The 19,579-nt window shown below is 38.2% G+C and carries 11 protein-coding genes; 9 read left to right on the top strand and 2 right to left on the bottom strand.

What is annotated here, in order from left to right; translation table 11 throughout:
* The first annotated feature begins 318 nt into the window (after positions 1-318).
* Entirely contained in the window at positions 319-759 is a 441-nt protein-coding gene (locus QOX03_RS09035) for a hypothetical protein (RefSeq protein WP_283670882.1), read from the top strand.
* 31 nt (positions 760-790) lie between these two features.
* On the opposite strand, the gene QOX03_RS09525 is transcribed toward QOX03_RS09035, so the two are convergent.
* On the bottom strand, positions 791-1,219 hold the full coding sequence (locus QOX03_RS09525; protein WP_434800622.1) for an integrase core domain-containing protein: 429 nt from the start codon (positions 1,217-1,219) through the stop codon (positions 791-793).
* 445 nt (positions 1,220-1,664) lie between these two features.
* Here QOX03_RS09525 and QOX03_RS09025 point away from each other — a divergent pair, with 445 nt between their 5' ends.
* Genes QOX03_RS09025 through QOX03_RS09005 form a run of 5 tightly spaced genes read left to right on the top strand, consistent with a single transcriptional unit; the run spans position 1,665 to position 14,819 of the window.
* A complete protein-coding gene (locus QOX03_RS09025) occupies positions 1,665-2,360 on the top strand; it encodes an outer membrane beta-barrel protein (protein ID WP_119059891.1) in 696 nt (231 codons plus the stop codon).
* 6 nt (positions 2,361-2,366) lie between these two features.
* On the top strand, positions 2,367-3,101 hold the full coding sequence (locus QOX03_RS09020; RefSeq protein ID WP_119059892.1) for an outer membrane beta-barrel protein: 735 nt from the start codon (positions 2,367-2,369) through the stop codon (positions 3,099-3,101).
* A 14-nt stretch (positions 3,102-3,115) separates the two neighbouring features.
* Entirely contained in the window at positions 3,116-5,098 is a 1,983-nt protein-coding gene (locus QOX03_RS09015) for a T9SS type A sorting domain-containing protein (RefSeq protein WP_283670875.1), read from the top strand.
* A 10-nt stretch (positions 5,099-5,108) separates the two neighbouring features.
* The gene (locus QOX03_RS09010; protein WP_283670880.1) at positions 5,109-14,318 is read left to right on the top strand and encodes a SpvB/TcaC N-terminal domain-containing protein; all 9,210 of its coding nucleotides are present in this window, start codon (positions 5,109-5,111) and stop codon (positions 14,316-14,318) included.
* A gap of 3 nt (positions 14,319-14,321) precedes the next feature.
* On the top strand, positions 14,322-14,819 hold the full coding sequence (locus QOX03_RS09005) for a hypothetical protein (RefSeq protein ID WP_283670878.1): 498 nt from the start codon (positions 14,322-14,324) through the stop codon (positions 14,817-14,819).
* 450 nt (positions 14,820-15,269) lie between these two features.
* On the opposite strand, the gene QOX03_RS09520 is transcribed toward QOX03_RS09005, so the two are convergent.
* The gene (locus tag QOX03_RS09520) at positions 15,270-15,698 is read right to left on the bottom strand and encodes an integrase core domain-containing protein (RefSeq protein ID WP_434800621.1); all 429 of its coding nucleotides are present in this window, start codon (positions 15,696-15,698) and stop codon (positions 15,270-15,272) included.
* 445 nt (positions 15,699-16,143) lie between these two features.
* On the opposite strand from QOX03_RS09520, the gene QOX03_RS08995 reads away from it, so the two are divergent.
* The 3 genes from QOX03_RS08995 to QOX03_RS08985 are packed head-to-tail and all read left to right on the top strand — an operon-like array spanning position 16,144 to position 19,577.
* Positions 16,144-16,839 (top strand): outer membrane beta-barrel protein, encoded by a 696-nt coding sequence (locus QOX03_RS08995; protein WP_119059891.1) that lies wholly within the window; start codon positions 16,144-16,146, stop codon positions 16,837-16,839.
* Between the two features lie 6 nt (positions 16,840-16,845).
* On the top strand, positions 16,846-17,580 hold the full coding sequence (locus tag QOX03_RS08990) for an outer membrane beta-barrel protein (RefSeq protein ID WP_119059892.1): 735 nt from the start codon (positions 16,846-16,848) through the stop codon (positions 17,578-17,580).
* 14 nt (positions 17,581-17,594) lie between these two features.
* Entirely contained in the window at positions 17,595-19,577 is a 1,983-nt protein-coding gene (locus QOX03_RS08985; RefSeq protein WP_283670875.1) for a T9SS type A sorting domain-containing protein, read from the top strand.
* The last annotated feature ends 2 nt before the right edge of the window (positions 19,578-19,579 follow it).

The following is a 19,579-nucleotide window of genomic DNA, read 5'->3' as shown; positions in this document are numbered from 1 at the left end:
AATAGGTTTGTTAGTATTTTTGGAACGCCTGAAAAATGCCATATTTGAAAATTTGTTAGATCTTTTTCAAAGTAAAGCATTCTCAAGCACTTTTTATTTATCTACTTTCGGATAGTTGTGAATAAAGATAAAGAAGAAGAGGAAAAATTCAAGAAGAATGATTTTAAATTATGGAGTTTGGAATAATAGTAACTATATAGTTAAGTAGCTTTTTATTAAAAGAAAAGAAAATCATGATAAAAATCATATTGCATAGGAATATAAAAGCTTATACATTTGAGAATGTTAAAATTTGTTAAATAAACATTCAAATAGAAGATGAAGAAAGCGAAATGTTTTGTAATAGGAATATTCTTATCTCTTGTTGGGTGTAAAGAGCCAAAGTTCAATGAAGCTGATTTTATTGGTATTTGGAAATCTGAAGATGGTGCAAACATTGTGATAGATAAAGATGGCACTTGTATTCTTAACGAATTAAATAAATCTATTGTAAGTATTGCTAAAAGTGATGATGAAAAATTAACAACTGATGGGACTTGGAAGTTGATTGATAATGTCAATAATGGTATTACAGGAGGAATAAATACCAGAATTAAAATTACTTATAATTTAGTGGATAGAGAAGGAAAAGGGGAAATTGATTTTTATATATCAGGGCAAGGATTTTCAGAAAACAAACCGCCTTGGGATTTATTTATATGGAATGGCGACCCTGATGAAATGATAAAATATAAGTTTGTTAAACATGTAGCGTCCTAAAAAAGCGTTACAATTAATATTACAAAGATATTTAATTTAATTGATGCTGAAAAGCTAGCTTTTCAGCATCAATTTTTTTATATGTTTTGATTTTAATTTTATTCTGTTTGTGCATTTGCTGTGGTGTTAAGTAATGACAGGAATAATGAGGTCTTAGATTGTTGTATTTATCAATAGCATCTTTAACTAATTGAATTTTATCATGTAAATTATTTCCATACATATCAATCATAAATTCTTGCTTTAATATGCCATTTACTCGTTCTGCTACAGCATTAGCATAAGGATCGTAACTTTCTGTCATACTACATAAAATATTATTTTCATTTAGCAAGCATTGGTAATCTGTACTACAATATTGTAATCCTCTGTTCGAGTGATGAATTAAAGGTTGTTTATTGTTTTTCTTTCTGCATTTTATTGCTTTTTTCAACGCAGCTAAACTACTTTGAACATCCAAACTGTCAGAAACATCAAATCCTACATAAATTTGTGACTTTACTGCGTTTTCGCTCGTTCCAATAAAGGTTTTAATTTGAAGGTTTTGTTTCATTGCCTTGAAAAATAACTCTATATCACTTGCCCAAGAATGGGTTTGTTAGTATTTTTGGAACGCCTGAAAAATGCCATATTTGAAAATTTGTTAGATCTTTTTCAAAGTAAAGCATTCTCAAGCACTTTTTATTTATCTACTTTCGGATAGTTGTGAATAAAGATAAAGAAGAAGAGGAAAAATTCAAGAAGAATGATTTTAAATTATGGAGTTTGGAATAATAGTAACTATATAGTTAAGTAGCTTTTTATTAAAAAAAATAAAATCATGATAAAAGTCATATTGCATAGGAATATAAAAGCTTATACATTTGAGAGTGTTAAAATTTGTTAAATAAACATTCAAATAGAAGATGAAGAAACTAGGTTTAATGCTACTGCTAATTTCTGGACTATCCAAAGGTCAGTATTTAGATAATTTAACCTATGGTCTGAAACTTGGAGCTCTGCATTCCCGTGTTACCAATCTCCCAGAGATGCTTATTGGAAGGGAAAACAATCGACAATTGTTTGATATTACAAGTAAGGGTGTTTTTGGAGTTGAAGGCGGTCTTTTTTTAAATTATAAACTTCCTGCTTCCAGAGTTGCTATTCAGCCGGAGCTATTATTTCGTTATTCAGGCGCAGAAGTAAATTACAACAACGAAACCACGGGCAGTAGTTACAAACTAGGGCTTAGGTATTCATATTTAATGCTTGGCGGAATTTATAAGGTATATCCTTTCTTAGGGTTAAATATAGGCATAGGAGCCTTCTATTCTAAAAATCTTACTCCACATGCAATAAGTTATAACTCCAAAGAGCGTAATGGTCTCTATGACACCAATTTTCGTCAGTTCTATAGAGAAGGAATTGTGGGGAAGGATGATTTTAATCTGAGCTTTTCCTTAGGATATGAACTTGAGGATAATTTTCATTTTGATTTAAGATATTATCATGGTGTGGGAGATATGATAGGAAATAGAGTGACTTCTTTTCAATTTTTGGAAAACACTAATCGCAGCTCTCATCTAAGTCTCTCTGTAGGATATAGTTTTCATAATTGGTAAAAAGAAATGAAAAAAATAGGATTTTTGTTGTTGCTGATTTCTGCTTCAGCAGCATATGGACAGCGTTTAGAAAGAAGAATTACTTATGGTGTATTTGCAGGAGGAATATATTCTAAAATCACCAATATTGAAAAGGTACTTATCCCTGATAATATATATGCAAGTTATACCATAAAAGAACCCTATAAATTTGGTTATGGAGCAGGAGCTTTCTTAAACTGGTACTATCCTGAAGTGAGAATCAGTTTTCAGCCAGAACTCTACTATTCCTACCAGCCTGGACAAGTTGAATATACCGACACCAACGGATTAAACTATACCCTTAAATTTCCTTATCATAGCCTCAATGCAGGGGTTATGGTAAAGTTTTACTTTACAGAAGGTTTTTATGCAGGAGCAGGTCCTTATTTTAACTTTAATTTAGATAAAGATGTTTTGGAATACCGCTCCAATGGAGCAGAGATGTCCAGAAGGTCGGGTGTTTATTTTGAGCCTGATGCTGTGGTACAGAATGTTTTAAAACAGTCATTGGAAGGGAAGGACTATTTCCATTTAGGTATGGGTATTGGTTATGAGTTTGATAATAAACTGAATATAGGCATCCGTTATCATTTGGGATTGTCAGACGCTTTGGAAACACAGCAGAATGGACACCGCTACCGAGAGCAGAATAACATGGTCAATGCTTTTTTCCTCGATATCGGTTACCGCTTTACTTTTGACGGATACAATAACTTTTAAAATATACGAAAAATATGAGGAAACTTTATTTTTCACTAGGAGTTTTACTTTCCTTTTATAAGGTTTATGCACAAGAAAAATATCCTTCAGGAGTTCCCACTCCGCTCTACTGGATAAAAACCGAAAAGGAAAAAGGAAAAACACAGGTAAAAGAAAAAATAAAAGGACAGGAAATTCATTTTGATAAAGCAGAAGGGCTTAGCATCAATGGAAATCCAGTTTTTTACATCAAAGAAGGAAAAACAATTTCTCTGCCTTTAGAAAAATCTGCAGCAGAACATTACTCACTTTTTGTAGTTTATAAAGGAGAAAAAAACGAGGGAGAATACCCCCTATGGTCTCTTTTAAATACATCTGCTGCTCAGTATAAACTAGTAGCTACCAACCGTCGTTTTGCTGATATGGAAAAAACCATGTACAGCAGCTATCCGCAGGGAAATAGAGACAAGGTAAAAATTCATTATTACCAGCATTATAAAAATCTAGAGTCCAAGGAAAATAATACCCCAAATAAATCTTCTCAGTACGAACTTCATTTAGCAGGAAAAATAGCTCATCTGCCACTTGAAGGATTTTCTGGATATATTGGAGAAATTTTACTTTATGACCGAGTACTTTCCCCTATGGAAATGCAGCAGGTAGCATCATATTTATCCATTAAATATGGTGTTTCTCTCAGCCAGACAGAATATAAAAATTACTATAACAGTAGAGGAGAGAAAATATGGGATTATACTGAACACAAGGAATTTAATCAAAATATTACAGCTGTAGGAAAAGATAAAGAGGGAGAAATCTCCCAGATGGTCAGCAGAAATTCTAATGATGAGCAGATGATTACCGTAGGGCTCACTGCAAAAAATGGCAAGGAAATTCCAGATGGTTATTTTGTTTTCTGGAGTGATAATGGGAAAGAATTAGAACTAAAAAAACAAAAAGAAGGTCAGCCCAGAGGACTCTCCAGAGTTTGGTTAATGGATTATCATAAACATTCTGATATAGAACTGCATTGGAAGGCTGACCCTAGAGTCCTGCCTCCTCTTTCAAGTGATAAAGAAGCAAAGTCTAGTGAGAAAAATGATTACTATTGGCTGGTCACAGATTCTTCTAAGGAGCGATTATTTCATCCCACTTCAACAAAGTATCATAAATTAGGAAAAGTTTCCTCTCAAAAGCCATTTATTTTAAATAATTGGGAAGATTCCGCCAATGGGCAGACTGCTTATAGTATCTGGATAGCACCAGAGATGTTTTCTCATCTAGATATAGAAGCCTCCAAATGCAGGGAAAGCCTCTCTGGAAAAGTAAGATTTAATATTGTGGGAGGGCAGGCTCCTTATCATGTAACCCTTCATAGAGAAGAAACTCCTTCCTATCAGCAAAGTATGAACTTAAGCTCTGAAGAGCTTAATCAAAAGGCTCTGCGCCTTTCTTCAGGAAAGTATTTATATAACATTTCTGATGCTTATGGAAGGACTTACAAGGATAGCTTTTATCTCTCTGACGGAGATGCTCCGCTACCAAATCTCAATTCAGAATATATTATCGCTAAAAAACCACTGCTGCTGTCTCCAGAAGAAAGCTTGCCTAAAGGGAACTATGCCTATCAGTGGTACCAGAACGGTCGTCTAGTTTCAGAAAACAAAAATTATCTCCTCAGCCAGGCAGGTGACTATGAGCTTAGAATCAAAAACGAGCATGGCTGTAAATCTGTTTCTAAATTCAAGACTTATGTAGAAAATGAAATTGCGGATTCGCAGATTCTGCTCTATCCTAATCCTGCTCCAGGAGGAAATTTTACGCTTCAGGCAGCGTTCCCTAAAACCACCAGCGGACAGGTCAGCATTTATACCATAGAGGGAAGGCTCATGCAGTCACAGAATTTCTATAATCTATCTCAGTATGAATATCATGGAAATATTGGTGTTTCAGGGGTATATATCATCCATATTAAAACACTATTGGGAGAAAACAGCTTAAAACTTATTGTTCATTAGTTGTATCAACATGAGAAAAAAATACATCTATCATATATTTTTATTTTTAGGGATAAGTGCCAGCTTAGGAGCTGTAACCTATGCTTCAAGGCATTTAGACTTTTTCAGCACTAAAGAAATAGAAAACAAAAATAAACCTGATACTACAGAAGAACATCCTAGTTTATCAAGTAAGCTTGTTACTCCTTCCTCTGCAGCGGTCATCAGTCAGAAGGGATTTTGGGCTGAATTTCCAGAAGGAAGTGTCTCTAAGGCACTAAGAGTATCTGTTTCTGCCCTAAATAAAAGAAATCTTCCTGCTCTAGGAAGCAACATAATTAATCTAACAAAAAATGCGGAGGGCTATCGTATGCGGCCTAGGGGAATTTTATTTGAAAAGGAAATTTCTATTGAAATTGCTTATGACAAAACTAAAATCCCAGAAGGATATACTGAAAAAGACATTTCCATTTTCTTCTACGACAGAGCTAAAAAGCGATGGCAGAAACTTCCACAATCAGAAGTAAAATCTCATTTAGCAGAGAGTGTCAGCGGGAAAACTAAAGAATCTTCAGCCTTTATTGCGGGAATTATCAAACTTCCTGAAAGTCCCGATACTTCAGGTTTTACTCCTACCAGCATCCGTGGACTCAAAGCTGCAAGCCCTTTTGTTGGAGTACAGTCAGTTTCTCCACCTTCAGCAAGTCCAGACGGCTCAGCTTCAACCTCTTTTTCTATAGATCTTCCAGCTGGAAGAGCGGGTATGCAGCCAGGGCTGAGTATACAATACAGCAGTAATGGCGGTCAAAGCTGGCTGGGAACAGGATGGAATTTAACCCTTCCATCTCTAAGTATTGATACCCGTTGGGGAGCACCTCGTTATGATGCTCAATATGAGACAGAATCTTATATTTTATCAGGAGAAGAACTTCTACCTAACACTCACAGAAATGAGTGGGAAAACAGAACTACAAACAAGCATTTTTACCCAAGAAGGGAAGGGAGCTTTAACCAAATCATTAGAAAAGGAAACCATCCTAATAATTATCATTGGATGGTAAAATCTAAAAGCGGGGTTACTTTTTACTATGGGAGAGATGAAAACAGTATAGTTGCTTCTTCTGTGCTTGCAGATCCTCAGGGTAATATAGGGCACTGGGCGATTTTTTCTCAGAAAGACCTGAAAGGAAACAGTATCCACTATGAATATGTAAAAGATGGAGGGGTACTCTACCCTAAAAGTATTTATTATACTGGAAAAAACAACACCAAAGGAGCTTACTCTGTACATTTTATTACAGACAAAGACTTGGGAGAAAACCTAAGAAATGATGTTCAAATTTCTGCAAGGCTTGGTTTTAAACAACAGCACGACAGGCTTCTTCGAAAAATAGAAATAAAGTACTCTGGACAAATGGTTCGCTCTTATGAGTTGGTCTACAGAGAGGGTGCCTTCAAAAAAACATTACTGAAAGAAATCCGCAGTTATGATGCTGAAGGACAGCTTTTCTATACTAACAAAATGGATTATTATGATGATGTTCATGACAGTAATGGCAATTATATTCCTTTTGGAGCTTTTAAAACTTGGCAAGTTCCATCTGATAACATTGCCTATACTATTCTAGGAATAGATGGTTTTTCTGGTAAACCTACACTGGTGGGAACTTCCAACTCCGAGAGTGGAGGGGTAAACTTCCGAGTGGGAGTAGGAATTACAGGAATAGGAAGATTTAATAACAATACCTTAGGAGGCGGTGGAGGAAGCAACTGGGGAAGCACTCATTCTAAAGTTCTCTTTCAGGATATAGATGGAGATAACCTTCCTGATAAAATTTATATTGATGGTAGCAGCGTTTACTATAGAAAAAACCTTACCGCTTTAGGAACAGAAGATTTTGGTCCCAAAATTCCTATTAATCTCTCTAGTTTAGGAAGAACAAAATCTAATTCCTATAATTTTGGAGTAGATTTAATGGTTAATCTTAGCGATAAAGTAGGGTTTCCTATCGGTTATAACAAACAGGTATCTAAGAGTATCACTGAAAGTTATTTTATGGACTTCAATGGAGATGGGCTGGTAGATTTTGCCAATAGAGGAACGATATACTATAACCGTTTGGTAAATGGAATACCAACATTCTCACCAAATAGTACAGGTACGCCTTCTCCTATTCTCAACACAGGAACCCTTAGCATCTCAGGAACCACGGGAATTACCCGAGAGGAATTGGAAAGAAACAATCCGCTTCATGATGTGGTAAGAACCTGGAAAGCTCCAGTGGCAGGAAGAATTTCCATTTCCCATACCTACAAATTGATAGAAGATTTATCTCCTAAAAGAGCTGAGTATACTAAAAACGATGGCACTCCAAAAGCAGATGGGGTAAAGCTTTATTTTCAGCATAAAGGAAATCTTGTTTGGCAGGAAGATATTACTGCAGATGATTATGCCTTGAAATTCAAAACAGAAGAACTCAATGTACAGAAAGGAGATGTGCTTTACTTCAGAGTAAGCTCTAAGGAAGATGGAAACTATGATAAAACTTTTTGGAAACCAGAGATTACTTATACTTCTCTTGCTGCAGCACAGGATGAGAACAGCCTTGATTTAAAGAAATATACCATAGAGGATATTCTCTTTTCTTCTGAGCAGATGTATGCTTTTTCAAGCGATACTCGTCCTACATTAAGAGGTAACTTTGTAAAAGGAGCTACTACAGATGGTATTAAATTAAAATTTTATAAGATAGACCTTACTCATGGCAGTAAAACGCTTGTTCATGAGCAGTATTTCAGTGAAGCTGCTGCTACCTATGATTTGTCTTTAATCCCGCTGGGTAGCTTCCAGCAGGCTGAAGCACTGAAAGTAGAAATAGAAAGTGAAACAGAAATTAACTGGAGAAATATAGACTTTAGACCTAGTATAGAATATGTAGACGGAGAGAGGAGAAATGTCAGCCATCCGATTAGTGCAGATTTTAAAATATATGAGAAGCTTGATAACTTCTATACTCCACGCTATATGATGCCTTCACAAAAAGGAAAGCTAAGGATTCATCTATATTCTGCTACTCCTCCTACTTCACCAACACCTGCTCCCGCTCCAGGAACCCCACCAACCAGTGGAGATATCCTTCTAACAGCAAAGCAGGAAGGAAAAGTAGTAGCGCGTAAACGCTACAAGGTAGTGAATGGGATACTAAGTCTGAATCCAAAACCTTCTGATATAGTATCTGATTCTGTGGTATTAGGAAAAGAAGTTTTTCTAGAAGCTAATGTTTCCAATAAAAAAATGAAAGAATTCCTTGATGACCATCATTTTGAAATAAAAGCTCAAATTAAGGATTCTATAAGACTGGCGAAGACAGACCCTCGATATACTCCTACTCATCGTCATCATATTGCTACCTCCATTCAGCAACACAAAGATTATGGAGTTTATATTCCTTTTGAGGAACCTCATAGTGAAGTAAAATTTGGTAAAGCCTTTAGAGGATGGGGAAGTTTTGTGCTTAATGGAACTAAAGCTTCTAGTATCATAGACCAAAGTCTGCTGGTAGAGAACTATGGAAATTATGACAGCTCTAACCCTCCTAATGTAGATCCTAGTCAACATGATGGAAGTATTGCCCGTCCAGAAATGGAAGTTTCTAGCCATTATTTCATTAGAACAAAAGGGAATACTCCTATTTCAAGATTTACAGGAATAGAAGATGATATTTATATCAGCAGAGAGGAGTTTTCTCCTTCCAGATTAGGGGAAAATGATATTATTCAGTATTTAGACACTTCACTTCCTGTGCTTTCAGGAGGTAGTGGTAGAGCCTTAAATATGATTAATGAAGGGCGTAGTGAGGTCTTCTCTATAGGAGCAAATTTAGGAGGGGGAAGTGTAGGAATTGGTAGTTCCAGAGGTTCTGGAGACACCTACATCAAAGAGACCATGGCGGATTTTAATGGTGACCGTTTCCCAGATTTTGTCCGTGGAGGCTTCGTGCAGTATACCACCCCGAGAGGAGGCATCTCAGGACAGACAGCTGGAATAGGAGATTTTACGCATTCTAAATCTTCTAACCGAGGAGGGTCTATGAATGGAACCTATGTTCATCCTTTAGCTAAATCGTCTGCTTCTAAAAATACAGAGAAATCTACCCAACAGCAGCAAAATACTGCTACCCAAGGAGCACAAGATGCTGATAAGGCAAAAGCAACGCTGGGGCTCAGCGGAGGCATCTCTTCTGGAGAAGACCATGCAGAGCATACCTATACCGATATTAATGGAGACGGGCTGGCAGACAGAGTCACAAGCAGTTCTGTTGCCTACAATACCGGATACGGCTTCTGGAGTCCAGAACCTTGGAATTTTGGAACTCTCAACAAAGGAGAAAGTACAGATACCAGCGGCGGTTCAAGTCTTGGATATTCTAAACAATCAGGATCCTTTACTGGAGGATACAGCTACGGAAAATCCATCACTGATATGAAAACTCAGCTGCTGGATATGACCGGTGATGGACTGGCAGATAAAGTAATCTACCAAGACCATGGAACTCTTGTTTATCCTAACCTTGGAAACCGATGGGATACCACTCCTCTATTCATTCCTAGAACAGCAGGAAGACCTGTAGGAAGAAATGTCTCCATAAGTCATGGAGGGGGTGTGAACCTTTCCTTTGGATTTAATATACCTGCTATATTTGTCCGTCTCAGTTTTACAGAAGGAGGCTCCTATGGAACTAATACTAACCGTGTAGAGGCTACTTTCCTTGATGTAGATGGTGATGGCAACTTAGATTATGTACTCTCTGAAGATGAAAATGACCTGAGAGTAGCCTATTCTAATATCCGCAGAACCAATATGCTGAAGCGAGTAGAAACAGCAACAGGAAGCTGGTTTGAAATAGATTATGAGCGTAAAATGCCAACTTATGAAAACCCTAACAGCCAATGGGTACTTAAAGAAGTAAAGGTATTTGATGGCTATACTGGTGATGGAGAAGATTACGCTATCTCAAGATTTGAATACAACAAACCTTACTATGACCGAAGAGAGCGCAGTTTCTATGGTTATGGCGAGGTAAAGCAGAAGCAGATCAATCCACAAGATGGTACAGTGCTGAGAACCAGCGTTCAGGAATATTATAATGAAGACTTTTTTAGAAAATCTCAGCTTAAGAAAAGTACAACCTTTGATAAAAATGGAGCGAAACTCAGCGAAAGCGGTGTAACTTACCACATCGCAGATGCACAAAGCGGAGCGGTAATCCCGTCGAACCAACTTTCTCTTCCGCAGATGGATACAAAATCTGTATTCATCGCACCAAAAGAAGAGAGAGAACGAGTATATGAGCAGAGCGATTATCTAGAAAAGAAAACAGAGAAACACTATGACCGAGTAGGAAATATCGTCAAGTACATAGACCATGGAGCAGGAAAACCTTCTGATAAGATAGAAGCTGATATCCGCTATTATGAAAGTGCAACCCCTTACTTCGGGGGTATTGCCCAAAGTATCATCGTAAAAGATGCTAATGGAGAGGTAAGAAAACGGGAAGCAGACATCCACCCGCAGACCGCAGAAGTCATCAAAATACGCCAGTTCTCTGGAGTAGGAATCTATACAGAGACACAGCTTTCTTATGATGAATACGGCAACCTGATACAGGTAACTGGAGCAGAGAATGAGAAAGGACAACGCTCACAGCTCAGCTATCAGTACAACCCTGAAACTCACAGCCATATTACCAAGATTAAAGATCATTTTGGGTATGAAAATACCATAGAATATGACTACCGCTTTGGAGCACCAGTAAAAACTACTGACCGAAACGGGGAGAGTATGCTCTATACGCTGGATGCTAAGGGAAGAACCATCAGTATCTTAGGACCTAAAGAAGCCAAAGCTGGAAAACCCTACACCATCCGTTATGAATATCCGAACCTTAATCAGTCTCGTCCTGCTGGACAGCTGCCTTATGCACTGACCAGAAACTACGACCCTGAACATAACCGAGCTATAGAAACCTATGCCTATGCTGACGGACTGGGAAGAGCGGTGCAGGTGAAAAAGACCGCAAGTATCTTCAAAGGAAGAGGACTTGCTGATGAAGAAAAACACATCATCTCTGGAAAACAGATCTATGACGCCTTAGGCAGGGTAGTAGAGACCTATTATCCATTCACGGCATCGGTGCAGAGCCAGCTGGTGCCCGCACCAAGCAGCAGCATCCCGCCGACCAAAACCCTCTATGATGAGAAAGACCGGCCGGTAGAGCAGATTCTGCCTGATGGTTCCAGCGTGAAAACGGCCTATAAAATCACTCACCACAAGGGAGAAAATACCCTGCACACCACACAGACTGATGCGCTCAATAGGCAAAGCCATACCTATACCGATGCGCAGGGAAGAGTGCTGACCCAAGTGCAGCCTGACGGCACAGAGACCCATTTTGAATACAGTGCCATAGGAGAGCTTACCAAGGTAACTGATGCACAGGGACACCAAACCCTGAACGAGTATGACCTCTTAGGAAGAAGAACCAAATTAGTACATCCTGATGCAGGAACGACTATTCTGGTCTATGACAAGGCAGGAAATCTCATCAAGAGACAAACCAGCCAGATACGCGAAGAAATGCCTGATGGCTATATCACCTACCACTATGACTACAACCGCCTGCAGGAGATAAAATACCCGAAATATCCTGAAAACAATGTCCGCTACCACTATGGAGCACAGAATGAGCAGGCAGGAAGAAGAGGAAGACTCTGGCTGGTAGAAGATGCCAGTGGAGGAACAGAATACTTCTACGGAGATATGGGCGAGGTGACTAAGGAAATCCGAAGTCTGCGTATAAAGCCCGTAGAAGTGCAGACCTATGTCACCCAGTATGAATACGACAGCTGGAACCGTATCCAAAAGCTGGTTTATCCTGATGGGGAAAGACTGGACTTTGGGTATAATATTGCAGGGAACTTAACGAGCCTGAAAGGCTATAAAGCTCCCGAAGGCACAGCACCAAGTGAGGAGCATGCCTACACCTACCTGAAACAGCAGGGCTATGATGAGTTTGAGCAGAAAGTATACCGTCTCTACGGAAACGATACCGAGACCCGTTACCATTACGACCCTGTGATGAGACGCCTTGAACAGCTCAAGGCCGAAAGTCTTACCCCAGCAGGAGGCGTGGGAAGTTTCCTTATCCAGAACAACCGTTATGCGTATGATTTGGTAGGGAATATCCTCAAGGTGGAGAACCAGCTCCCAATTATCCGCAATGCACTGGGCGGGGCTTCCAGCTATGAATATCAGTATGATAATCTCAACCGGCTGACCCTCGCCAAAGGAAACTACACCGGAGAGCTCACCAGCGCCAGCTATGAGCTGAAAATGAGTTATAATAATCTTAACTCCATCACAAAGAAAGAACTAAACCACCTCTCTGGCGGGGTGCAGAAGGGCTATACGCTGGACTACAGCTACAACAACCCTTCCCACCCTCACGCCCCAAGTGAAATCATGGAGATGGGCAAACCTAAAGCCCGAACTTACCAGTATGATGGCAACGGAAACCCTCTCTATTACGAGGAATCTAAGAGCTTCCGCGCTATGGTCTGGGACGAGGAAAATAGGCTGAGAGGCATTAATGATAATGGAAAACTGCATCTCTACACTTACGACCACACGGGCGAGAGAGTCGTGAAAAGCAGTGGGGAGAGCAGTACGGTGGTGACCAACGGGCTGACATCGGCCGTCATCACCCATATGGACGACTATACCGCCTATGTGAACCCTTATTTTGTGGTGCAGAAAGGCAGATTCACCAAGCATTATTTTGAGGGAAGCAGCAGGATAGTGAGCAAGCTGGGCGAAGGGACTTTTCATCACAATAATAGGGGGATTTCAGCAGGAGGAATAGACTACATCCGCCAAAACGCCCAAATGCAGGAAGCAAGGGACAACTACATAAGAGGACTAAAAGTCCCCCCAGGTCCGCCGACACAGCACGGCATCTACGCCAGCCCAGAATGGACAGAACAGCCTTACCCGAGCGTTAATTGGCAGAATATCCGCCAAGACCAAGAACCGCCCGAAGGCTGGCCAAGACCACCGAAGTTCAATGAGCCGGGAGATGTCCCAGGTCCGCCTGTGCAGTACGGAGACCCGATTACGCCACAGACCGTAAAAGCAGGGTATGGCTTCATAGATAATGGAATAATAGAGAAAAATTTGTATTTTTACCACCCAGACCATTTGGGGTCAAGCAGTTACATCACCGATAGGGAAGGACGGATAACCCAGCATACAGAGTATATTGCGTTTGGAGAGGTGTTGTTTGAGGAACACAGTACAAGCAAGACCATGCCGTATCTGTTTAATGGAAAGGAGCTGGACAGTGAGACTGGATTATACTACTATGGAGCGAGGTATTATGACCCGAAAGTGAGCATTTTCTTGAATGTAGACCCGCTGGCAGAGAAGTATCCAGAAACATCGCCATATACCTATACATTAAATAATCCTATTAGGTTTATTGACCCTGACGGTAGAATGGCGGTTGGTGTGATGCCACCCGATGATTATATTTTTAATGAAAAGGGAGATTATGTTAGAACTGATAAGACAAATAAACCCGACAGGATAGTTATTGAAAATTCCACTACTGGAAAAGTGGAAGGAACTTATAATTTCGCAGACCCTTCGGCAGACCCCGCAGCAATAGACGCAGGTACGATAAATAAAGTTGTATTTGTTGGTTTGGATAGAGTTGGTAAAATGCTTGGTGAAGCAGGAGCTTTCGACAAAACAAATCGTGAAAATGAGTGGTCATATATGAATACCGAAAGTAAAGGGGGCGGAAAACTTGATTTTTCATACTCTGCTATACCTTCGGAATTTGCAGCGGAAGGAGCAAGTGCAGCCCCATTAACCACACCATCTCCAATGCTTTTTATTCCGGAAGGAGACGGCAACGCTCACAACCATATGAATTTTGGAAACTTCCTTTGGGGTGCGGCTGGACATTCGTTAGGGTTTAGCAAGGGAACACTAAAAGCAGCAGCCCACTACAATAGTTTGTTTAATTCAGGAACAAATGGTTATCCATCACAATGGGATTCGTCAGACGACCAATTTTCGATTGGTAGAGGAGTTGATTTTTCAAAAACAAATCAATTTAGAGATAGGACTTGGTCGCCATCAACGGGATTATCAGCACCACCAATAAAAAAACGTTAAGAAATGAAAAGAGCATTTTATTTAATAGCGGTGTTGACTGTATTGCTTCAATCTTGTAAAGGTCAAAATATGGATATAGATAACGTCATTGAAAAATACAGCAATACTGATTTTGATAATCTCAAAGGATTATCCATTTATTTTAGAAGTAAAGGACACCAACGAAACACTTCCATATATTTTGTCAATGAATTTAAAGGAAGCTGTTCGCCTTACGCAGTTGAGTTCAATGATAATGATAAAACGGTTGTAGAGATTAAAAATCATTTGGTTCTTTCAAGTTGCGGAAAGGATTATCTAAGCAAAGAACAAATTGAAACAGCTTTACATTACTTTATCGGGTATAAATTATGTTTGGTGCAAGTAGATACCGAAGGGAACGTTTATATCAATCCTGACAAACAAGAGTTACCTACACTTTTACGAAAATCCCCGAACTCTACGCCAAAAGATTTGCATTTGTTCAAGCTGTATAAAGAAGATTGGTACGTTAGAAAATAAACCTAAGCCCCGAACTTCGGGGCTTCTTTTTTGCCTTGTTCGTTCCGCTCAAAGCTGCGAAATCCAAAAAGTTATCAACAATCACCCAAATCATCTGTAAACCCTTGCCCTGCTTGCCGTTCATCACATTTTTGCCCTCTTTTTTCCCTTGCCCCAGTCCGTAACGTTTTCAGCCTGTTTTTGGGGGGGTCGGGCTTTTTTTCTTGGTGATTTTTGGGTGTTTTTTTAGGTTTTGATTTTCTTCTTTTTTCGGGGCTTTTTTTCGTTTGTTTTTCTCTTTTTGGTTCGGCTGATTTTCGGGGGCTTTTGTCGGTCGTTTTTTGGCTTGTAAATGGACTTTTTAAGGCTCTTTTTCGGGCTTTTTTCTCTTAAAATCTCGGCTTCTTTATTCTGCTTCTTTGCGGACTGTAGCGTCCTAAAAAAGCGTTACAATTAATATTACAAAGATATTTAATTTAATTGATGCTGAAAAGATAGCTTTTCAGCATCAATTTTTTTATATGTTTTGATTTTAATTTTATTCTGTTTGTGCATTTGCTGTGGTGTTAAGTAATGACAGGAATAATGAGGTCTTAGATTGTTGTATTTATCAATAGCATCTTTAACTAATTGAATTTTATCATGTAAATTATTTCCATACATATCAATCATAAATTCTTGCTTTAATATGCCATTTACTCGTTCTGCTACAGCATTAGCATAAGGATCGTAACTTTCTGTCATACTACATAAAATATTATTTTCATTTAGCAAGCATTGGTAATCTGTACTACAATATTGTAATCCTCTGTTCGAGTGATGAATTAAAGGTTGTTTATTGTTTTTCTTTCTGCATTTTATTGCTTTTTTCAACGCAGCTAAACTACTTTGAACATCCAAACTGTCAGAAACATCAAATCCTACATAAATTTGTGACTTTACTGCGTTTTCGCTCGTTCCAATAAAGGTTTTAATTTGAAGGTTTTGTTTCATTGCCTTGAAAAATAACTCTATATCACTTGCCCAAGAATGGGTTTGTTAGTATTTTTGGAACGCCTGAAAAATGCCATATTTGAAAATTTGTTAGATCTTTTTCAAAGTAAAGCATTCTCAAGCACTTTTTATTTATCTACTTTCGGATAGTTGTGAATAAAGATAAAGAAGAAGAGGAAAAATTCAAGAAGAATGATTTTAAATTATGGAGTTTGGAATAATAGTAACTATATAGTTAAGTAGCTTTTTATTAAAAAAAATAAAATCATGATAAAAGTCATATTGCATAGGAATATAAAAGCTTATACATTTGAGAGTGTTAAAATTTGTTAAATAAACATTCAAATAGAAGATGAAGAAACTAGGTTTAATGCTACTGCTAATTTCTGGACTATCCAAAGGTCAGTATTTAGATAATTTAACCTATGGTCTGAAACTTGGAGCTCTGCATTCCCGTGTTACCAATCTCCCAGAGATGCTTATTGGAAGGGAAAACAATCGACAATTGTTTGATATTACAAGTAAGGGTGTTTTTGGAGTTGAAGGCGGTCTTTTTTTAAATTATAAACTTCCTGCTTCCAGAGTTGCTATTCAGCCGGAGCTATTATTTCGTTATTCAGGCGCAGAAGTAAATTACAACAACGAAACCACGGGCAGTAGTTACAAACTAGGGCTTAGGTATTCATATTTAATGCTTGGCGGAATTTATAAGGTATATCCTTTCTTAGGGTTAAATATAGGCATAGGAGCCTTCTATTCTAAAAATCTTACTCCACATGCAATAAGTTATAACTCCAAAGAGCGTAATGGTCTCTATGACACCAATTTTCGTCAGTTCTATAGAGAAGGAATTGTGGGGAAGGATGATTTTAATCTGAGCTTTTCCTTAGGATATGAACTTGAGGATAATTTTCATTTTGATTTAAGATATTATCATGGTGTGGGAGATATGATAGGAAATAGAGTGACTTCTTTTCAATTTTTGGAAAACACTAATCGCAGCTCTCATCTAAGTCTCTCTGTAGGATATAGTTTTCATAATTGGTAAAAAGAAATGAAAAAAATAGGATTTTTGTTGTTGCTGATTTCTGCTTCAGCAGCATATGGACAGCGTTTAGAAAGAAGAATTACTTATGGTGTATTTGCAGGAGGAATATATTCTAAAATCACCAATATTGAAAAGGTACTTATCCCTGATAATATATATGCAAGTTATACCATAAAAGAACCCTATAAATTTGGTTATGGAGCAGGAGCTTTCTTAAACTGGTACTATCCTGAAGTGAGAATCAGTTTTCAGCCAGAACTCTACTATTCCTACCAGCCTGGACAAGTTGAATATACCGACACCAACGGATTAAACTATACCCTTAAATTTCCTTATCATAGCCTCAATGCAGGGGTTATGGTAAAGTTTTACTTTACAGAAGGTTTTTATGCAGGAGCAGGTCCTTATTTTAACTTTAATTTAGATAAAGATGTTTTGGAATACCGCTCCAATGGAGCAGAGATGTCCAGAAGGTCGGGTGTTTATTTTGAGCCTGATGCTGTGGTACAGAATGTTTTAAAACAGTCATTGGAAGGGAAGGACTATTTCCATTTAGGTATGGGTATTGGTTATGAGTTTGATAATAAACTGAATATAGGCATCCGTTATCATTTGGGATTGTCAGACGCTTTGGAAACACAGCAGAATGGACACCGCTACCGAGAGCAGAATAACATGGTCAATGCTTTTTTCCTCGATATCGGTTACCGCTTTACTTTTGACGGATACAATAACTTTTAAAATATACGAAAAATATGAGGAAACTTTATTTTTCACTAGGAGTTTTACTTTCCTTTTATAAGGTTTATGCACAAGAAAAATATCCTTCAGGAGTTCCCACTCCGCTCTACTGGATAAAAACCGAAAAGGAAAAAGGAAAAACACAGGTAAAAGAAAAAATAAAAGGACAGGAAATTCATTTTGATAAAGCAGAAGGGCTTAGCATCAATGGAAATCCAGTTTTTTACATCAAAGAAGGAAAAACAATTTCTCTGCCTTTAGAAAAATCTGCAGCAGAACATTACTCACTTTTTGTAGTTTATAAAGGAGAAAAAAACGAGGGAGAATACCCCCTATGGTCTCTTTTAAATACATCTGCTGCTCAGTATAAACTAGTAGCTACCAACCGTCGTTTTGCTGATATGGAAAAAACCATGTACAGCAGCTATCCGCAGGGAAATAGAGACAAGGTAAAAATTCATTATTACCAGCATTATAAAAATCTAGAGTCCAAGGAAAATAATACCCCAAATAAATCTTCTCAGTACGAACTTCATTTAGCAGGAAAAATAGCTCATCTGCCACTTGAAGGATTTTCTGGATATATTGGAGAAATTTTACTTTATGACCGAGTACTTTCCCCTATGGAAATGCAGCAGGTAGCATCATATTTATCCATTAAATATGGTGTTTCTCTCAGCCAGACAGAATATAAAAATTACTATAACAGTAGAGGAGAGAAAATATGGGATTATACTGAACACAAGGAATTTAATCAAAATATTACAGCTGTAGGAAAAGATAAAGAGGGAGAAATCTCCCAGATGGTCAGCAGAAATTCTAATGATGAGCAGATGATTACCGTAGGGCTCACTGCAAAAAATGGCAAGGAAATTCCAGATGGTTATTTTGTTTTCTGGAGTGATAATGGGAAAGAATTAGAACTAAAAAAACAAAAAGAAGGTCAGCCCAGAGGACTCTCCAGAGTTTGGTTAATGGATTATCATAAACATTCTGATATAGAACTGCATTGGAAGGCTGACCCTAGAGTCCTGCCTCCTCTTTCAAGTGATAAAGAAGCAAAGTCTAGTGAGAAAAATGATTACTATTGGCTGGTCACAGATTCTTCTAAGGAGCGATTATTTCATCCCACTTCAACAAAGTATCATAAATTAGGAAAAGTTTCCTCTCAAAAGCCATTTATTTTAAATAATTGGGAAGATTCCGCCAATGGGCAGACTGCTTATAGTATCTGGATAGCACCAGAGATGTTTTCTCATCTAGATATAGAAGCCTCCAAATGCAGGGAAAGCCTCTCTGGAAAAGTAAGATTTAATATTGTGGGAGGGCAGGCTCCTTATCATGTAACCCTTCATAGAGAAGAAACTCCTTCCTATCAGCAAAGTATGAACTTAAGCTCTGAAGAGCTTAATCAAAAGGCTCTGCGCCTTTCTTCAGGAAAGTATTTATATAACATTTCTGATGCTTATGGAAGGACTTACAAGGATAGCTTTTATCTCTCTGACGGAGATGCTCCGCTACCAAATCTCAATTCAGAATATATTATCGCTAAAAAACCACTGCTGCTGTCTCCAGAAGAAAGCTTGCCTAAAGGGAACTATGCCTATCAGTGGTACCAGAACGGTCGTCTAGTTTCAGAAAACAAAAATTATCTCCTCAGCCAGGCAGGTGACTATGAGCTTAGAATCAAAAACGAGCATGGCTGTAAATCTGTTTCTAAATTCAAGACTTATGTAGAAAATGAAATTGCGGATTCGCAGATTCTGCTCTATCCTAATCCTGCTCCAGGAGGAAATTTTACGCTTCAGGCAGCGTTCCCTAAAACCACCAGCGGACAGGTCAGCATTTATACCATAGAGGGAAGGCTCATGCAGTCACAGAATTTCTATAATCTATCTCAGTATGAATATCATGGAAATATTGGTGTTTCAGGGGTATATATCATCCATATTAAAACACTATTGGGAGAAAACAGCTTAAAACTTATTGTTCATTAGTT

The sequence above is a fragment of the Candidatus Ornithobacterium hominis genome (assembly GCF_951229915.1).
In the GTDB taxonomy this organism is placed as follows: domain Bacteria; phylum Bacteroidota; class Bacteroidia; order Flavobacteriales; family Weeksellaceae; genus Ornithobacterium; species Ornithobacterium hominis.
The sequence above is the reverse complement of the archived record's forward strand: the minus strand, read 5'-3'. Positions and strand labels throughout refer to the sequence as shown.

Coding starts and splice junctions, on each gene's coding strand:
- QOX03_RS09035 (WP_283670882.1), top strand. CDS start 319: ATGAAGAAAGCGAAATGTTTTGTAATAGGAATATTCTTATCTCTTGTT.
- QOX03_RS09025 (WP_119059891.1), top strand. CDS start 1,665: ATGAAGAAACTAGGTTTAATGCTACTGCTAATTTCTGGACTATCCAAA.
- QOX03_RS09020 (WP_119059892.1), top strand. CDS start 2,367: ATGAAAAAAATAGGATTTTTGTTGTTGCTGATTTCTGCTTCAGCAGCA.
- QOX03_RS09015 (WP_283670875.1), top strand. CDS start 3,116: ATGAGGAAACTTTATTTTTCACTAGGAGTTTTACTTTCCTTTTATAAG.
- QOX03_RS09010 (WP_283670880.1), top strand. CDS start 5,109: ATGAGAAAAAAATACATCTATCATATATTTTTATTTTTAGGGATAAGT.
- QOX03_RS09005 (WP_283670878.1), top strand. CDS start 14,322: ATGAAAAGAGCATTTTATTTAATAGCGGTGTTGACTGTATTGCTTCAA.
- QOX03_RS08995 (WP_119059891.1), top strand. CDS start 16,144: ATGAAGAAACTAGGTTTAATGCTACTGCTAATTTCTGGACTATCCAAA.
- QOX03_RS08990 (WP_119059892.1), top strand. CDS start 16,846: ATGAAAAAAATAGGATTTTTGTTGTTGCTGATTTCTGCTTCAGCAGCA.
- QOX03_RS08985 (WP_283670875.1), top strand. CDS start 17,595: ATGAGGAAACTTTATTTTTCACTAGGAGTTTTACTTTCCTTTTATAAG.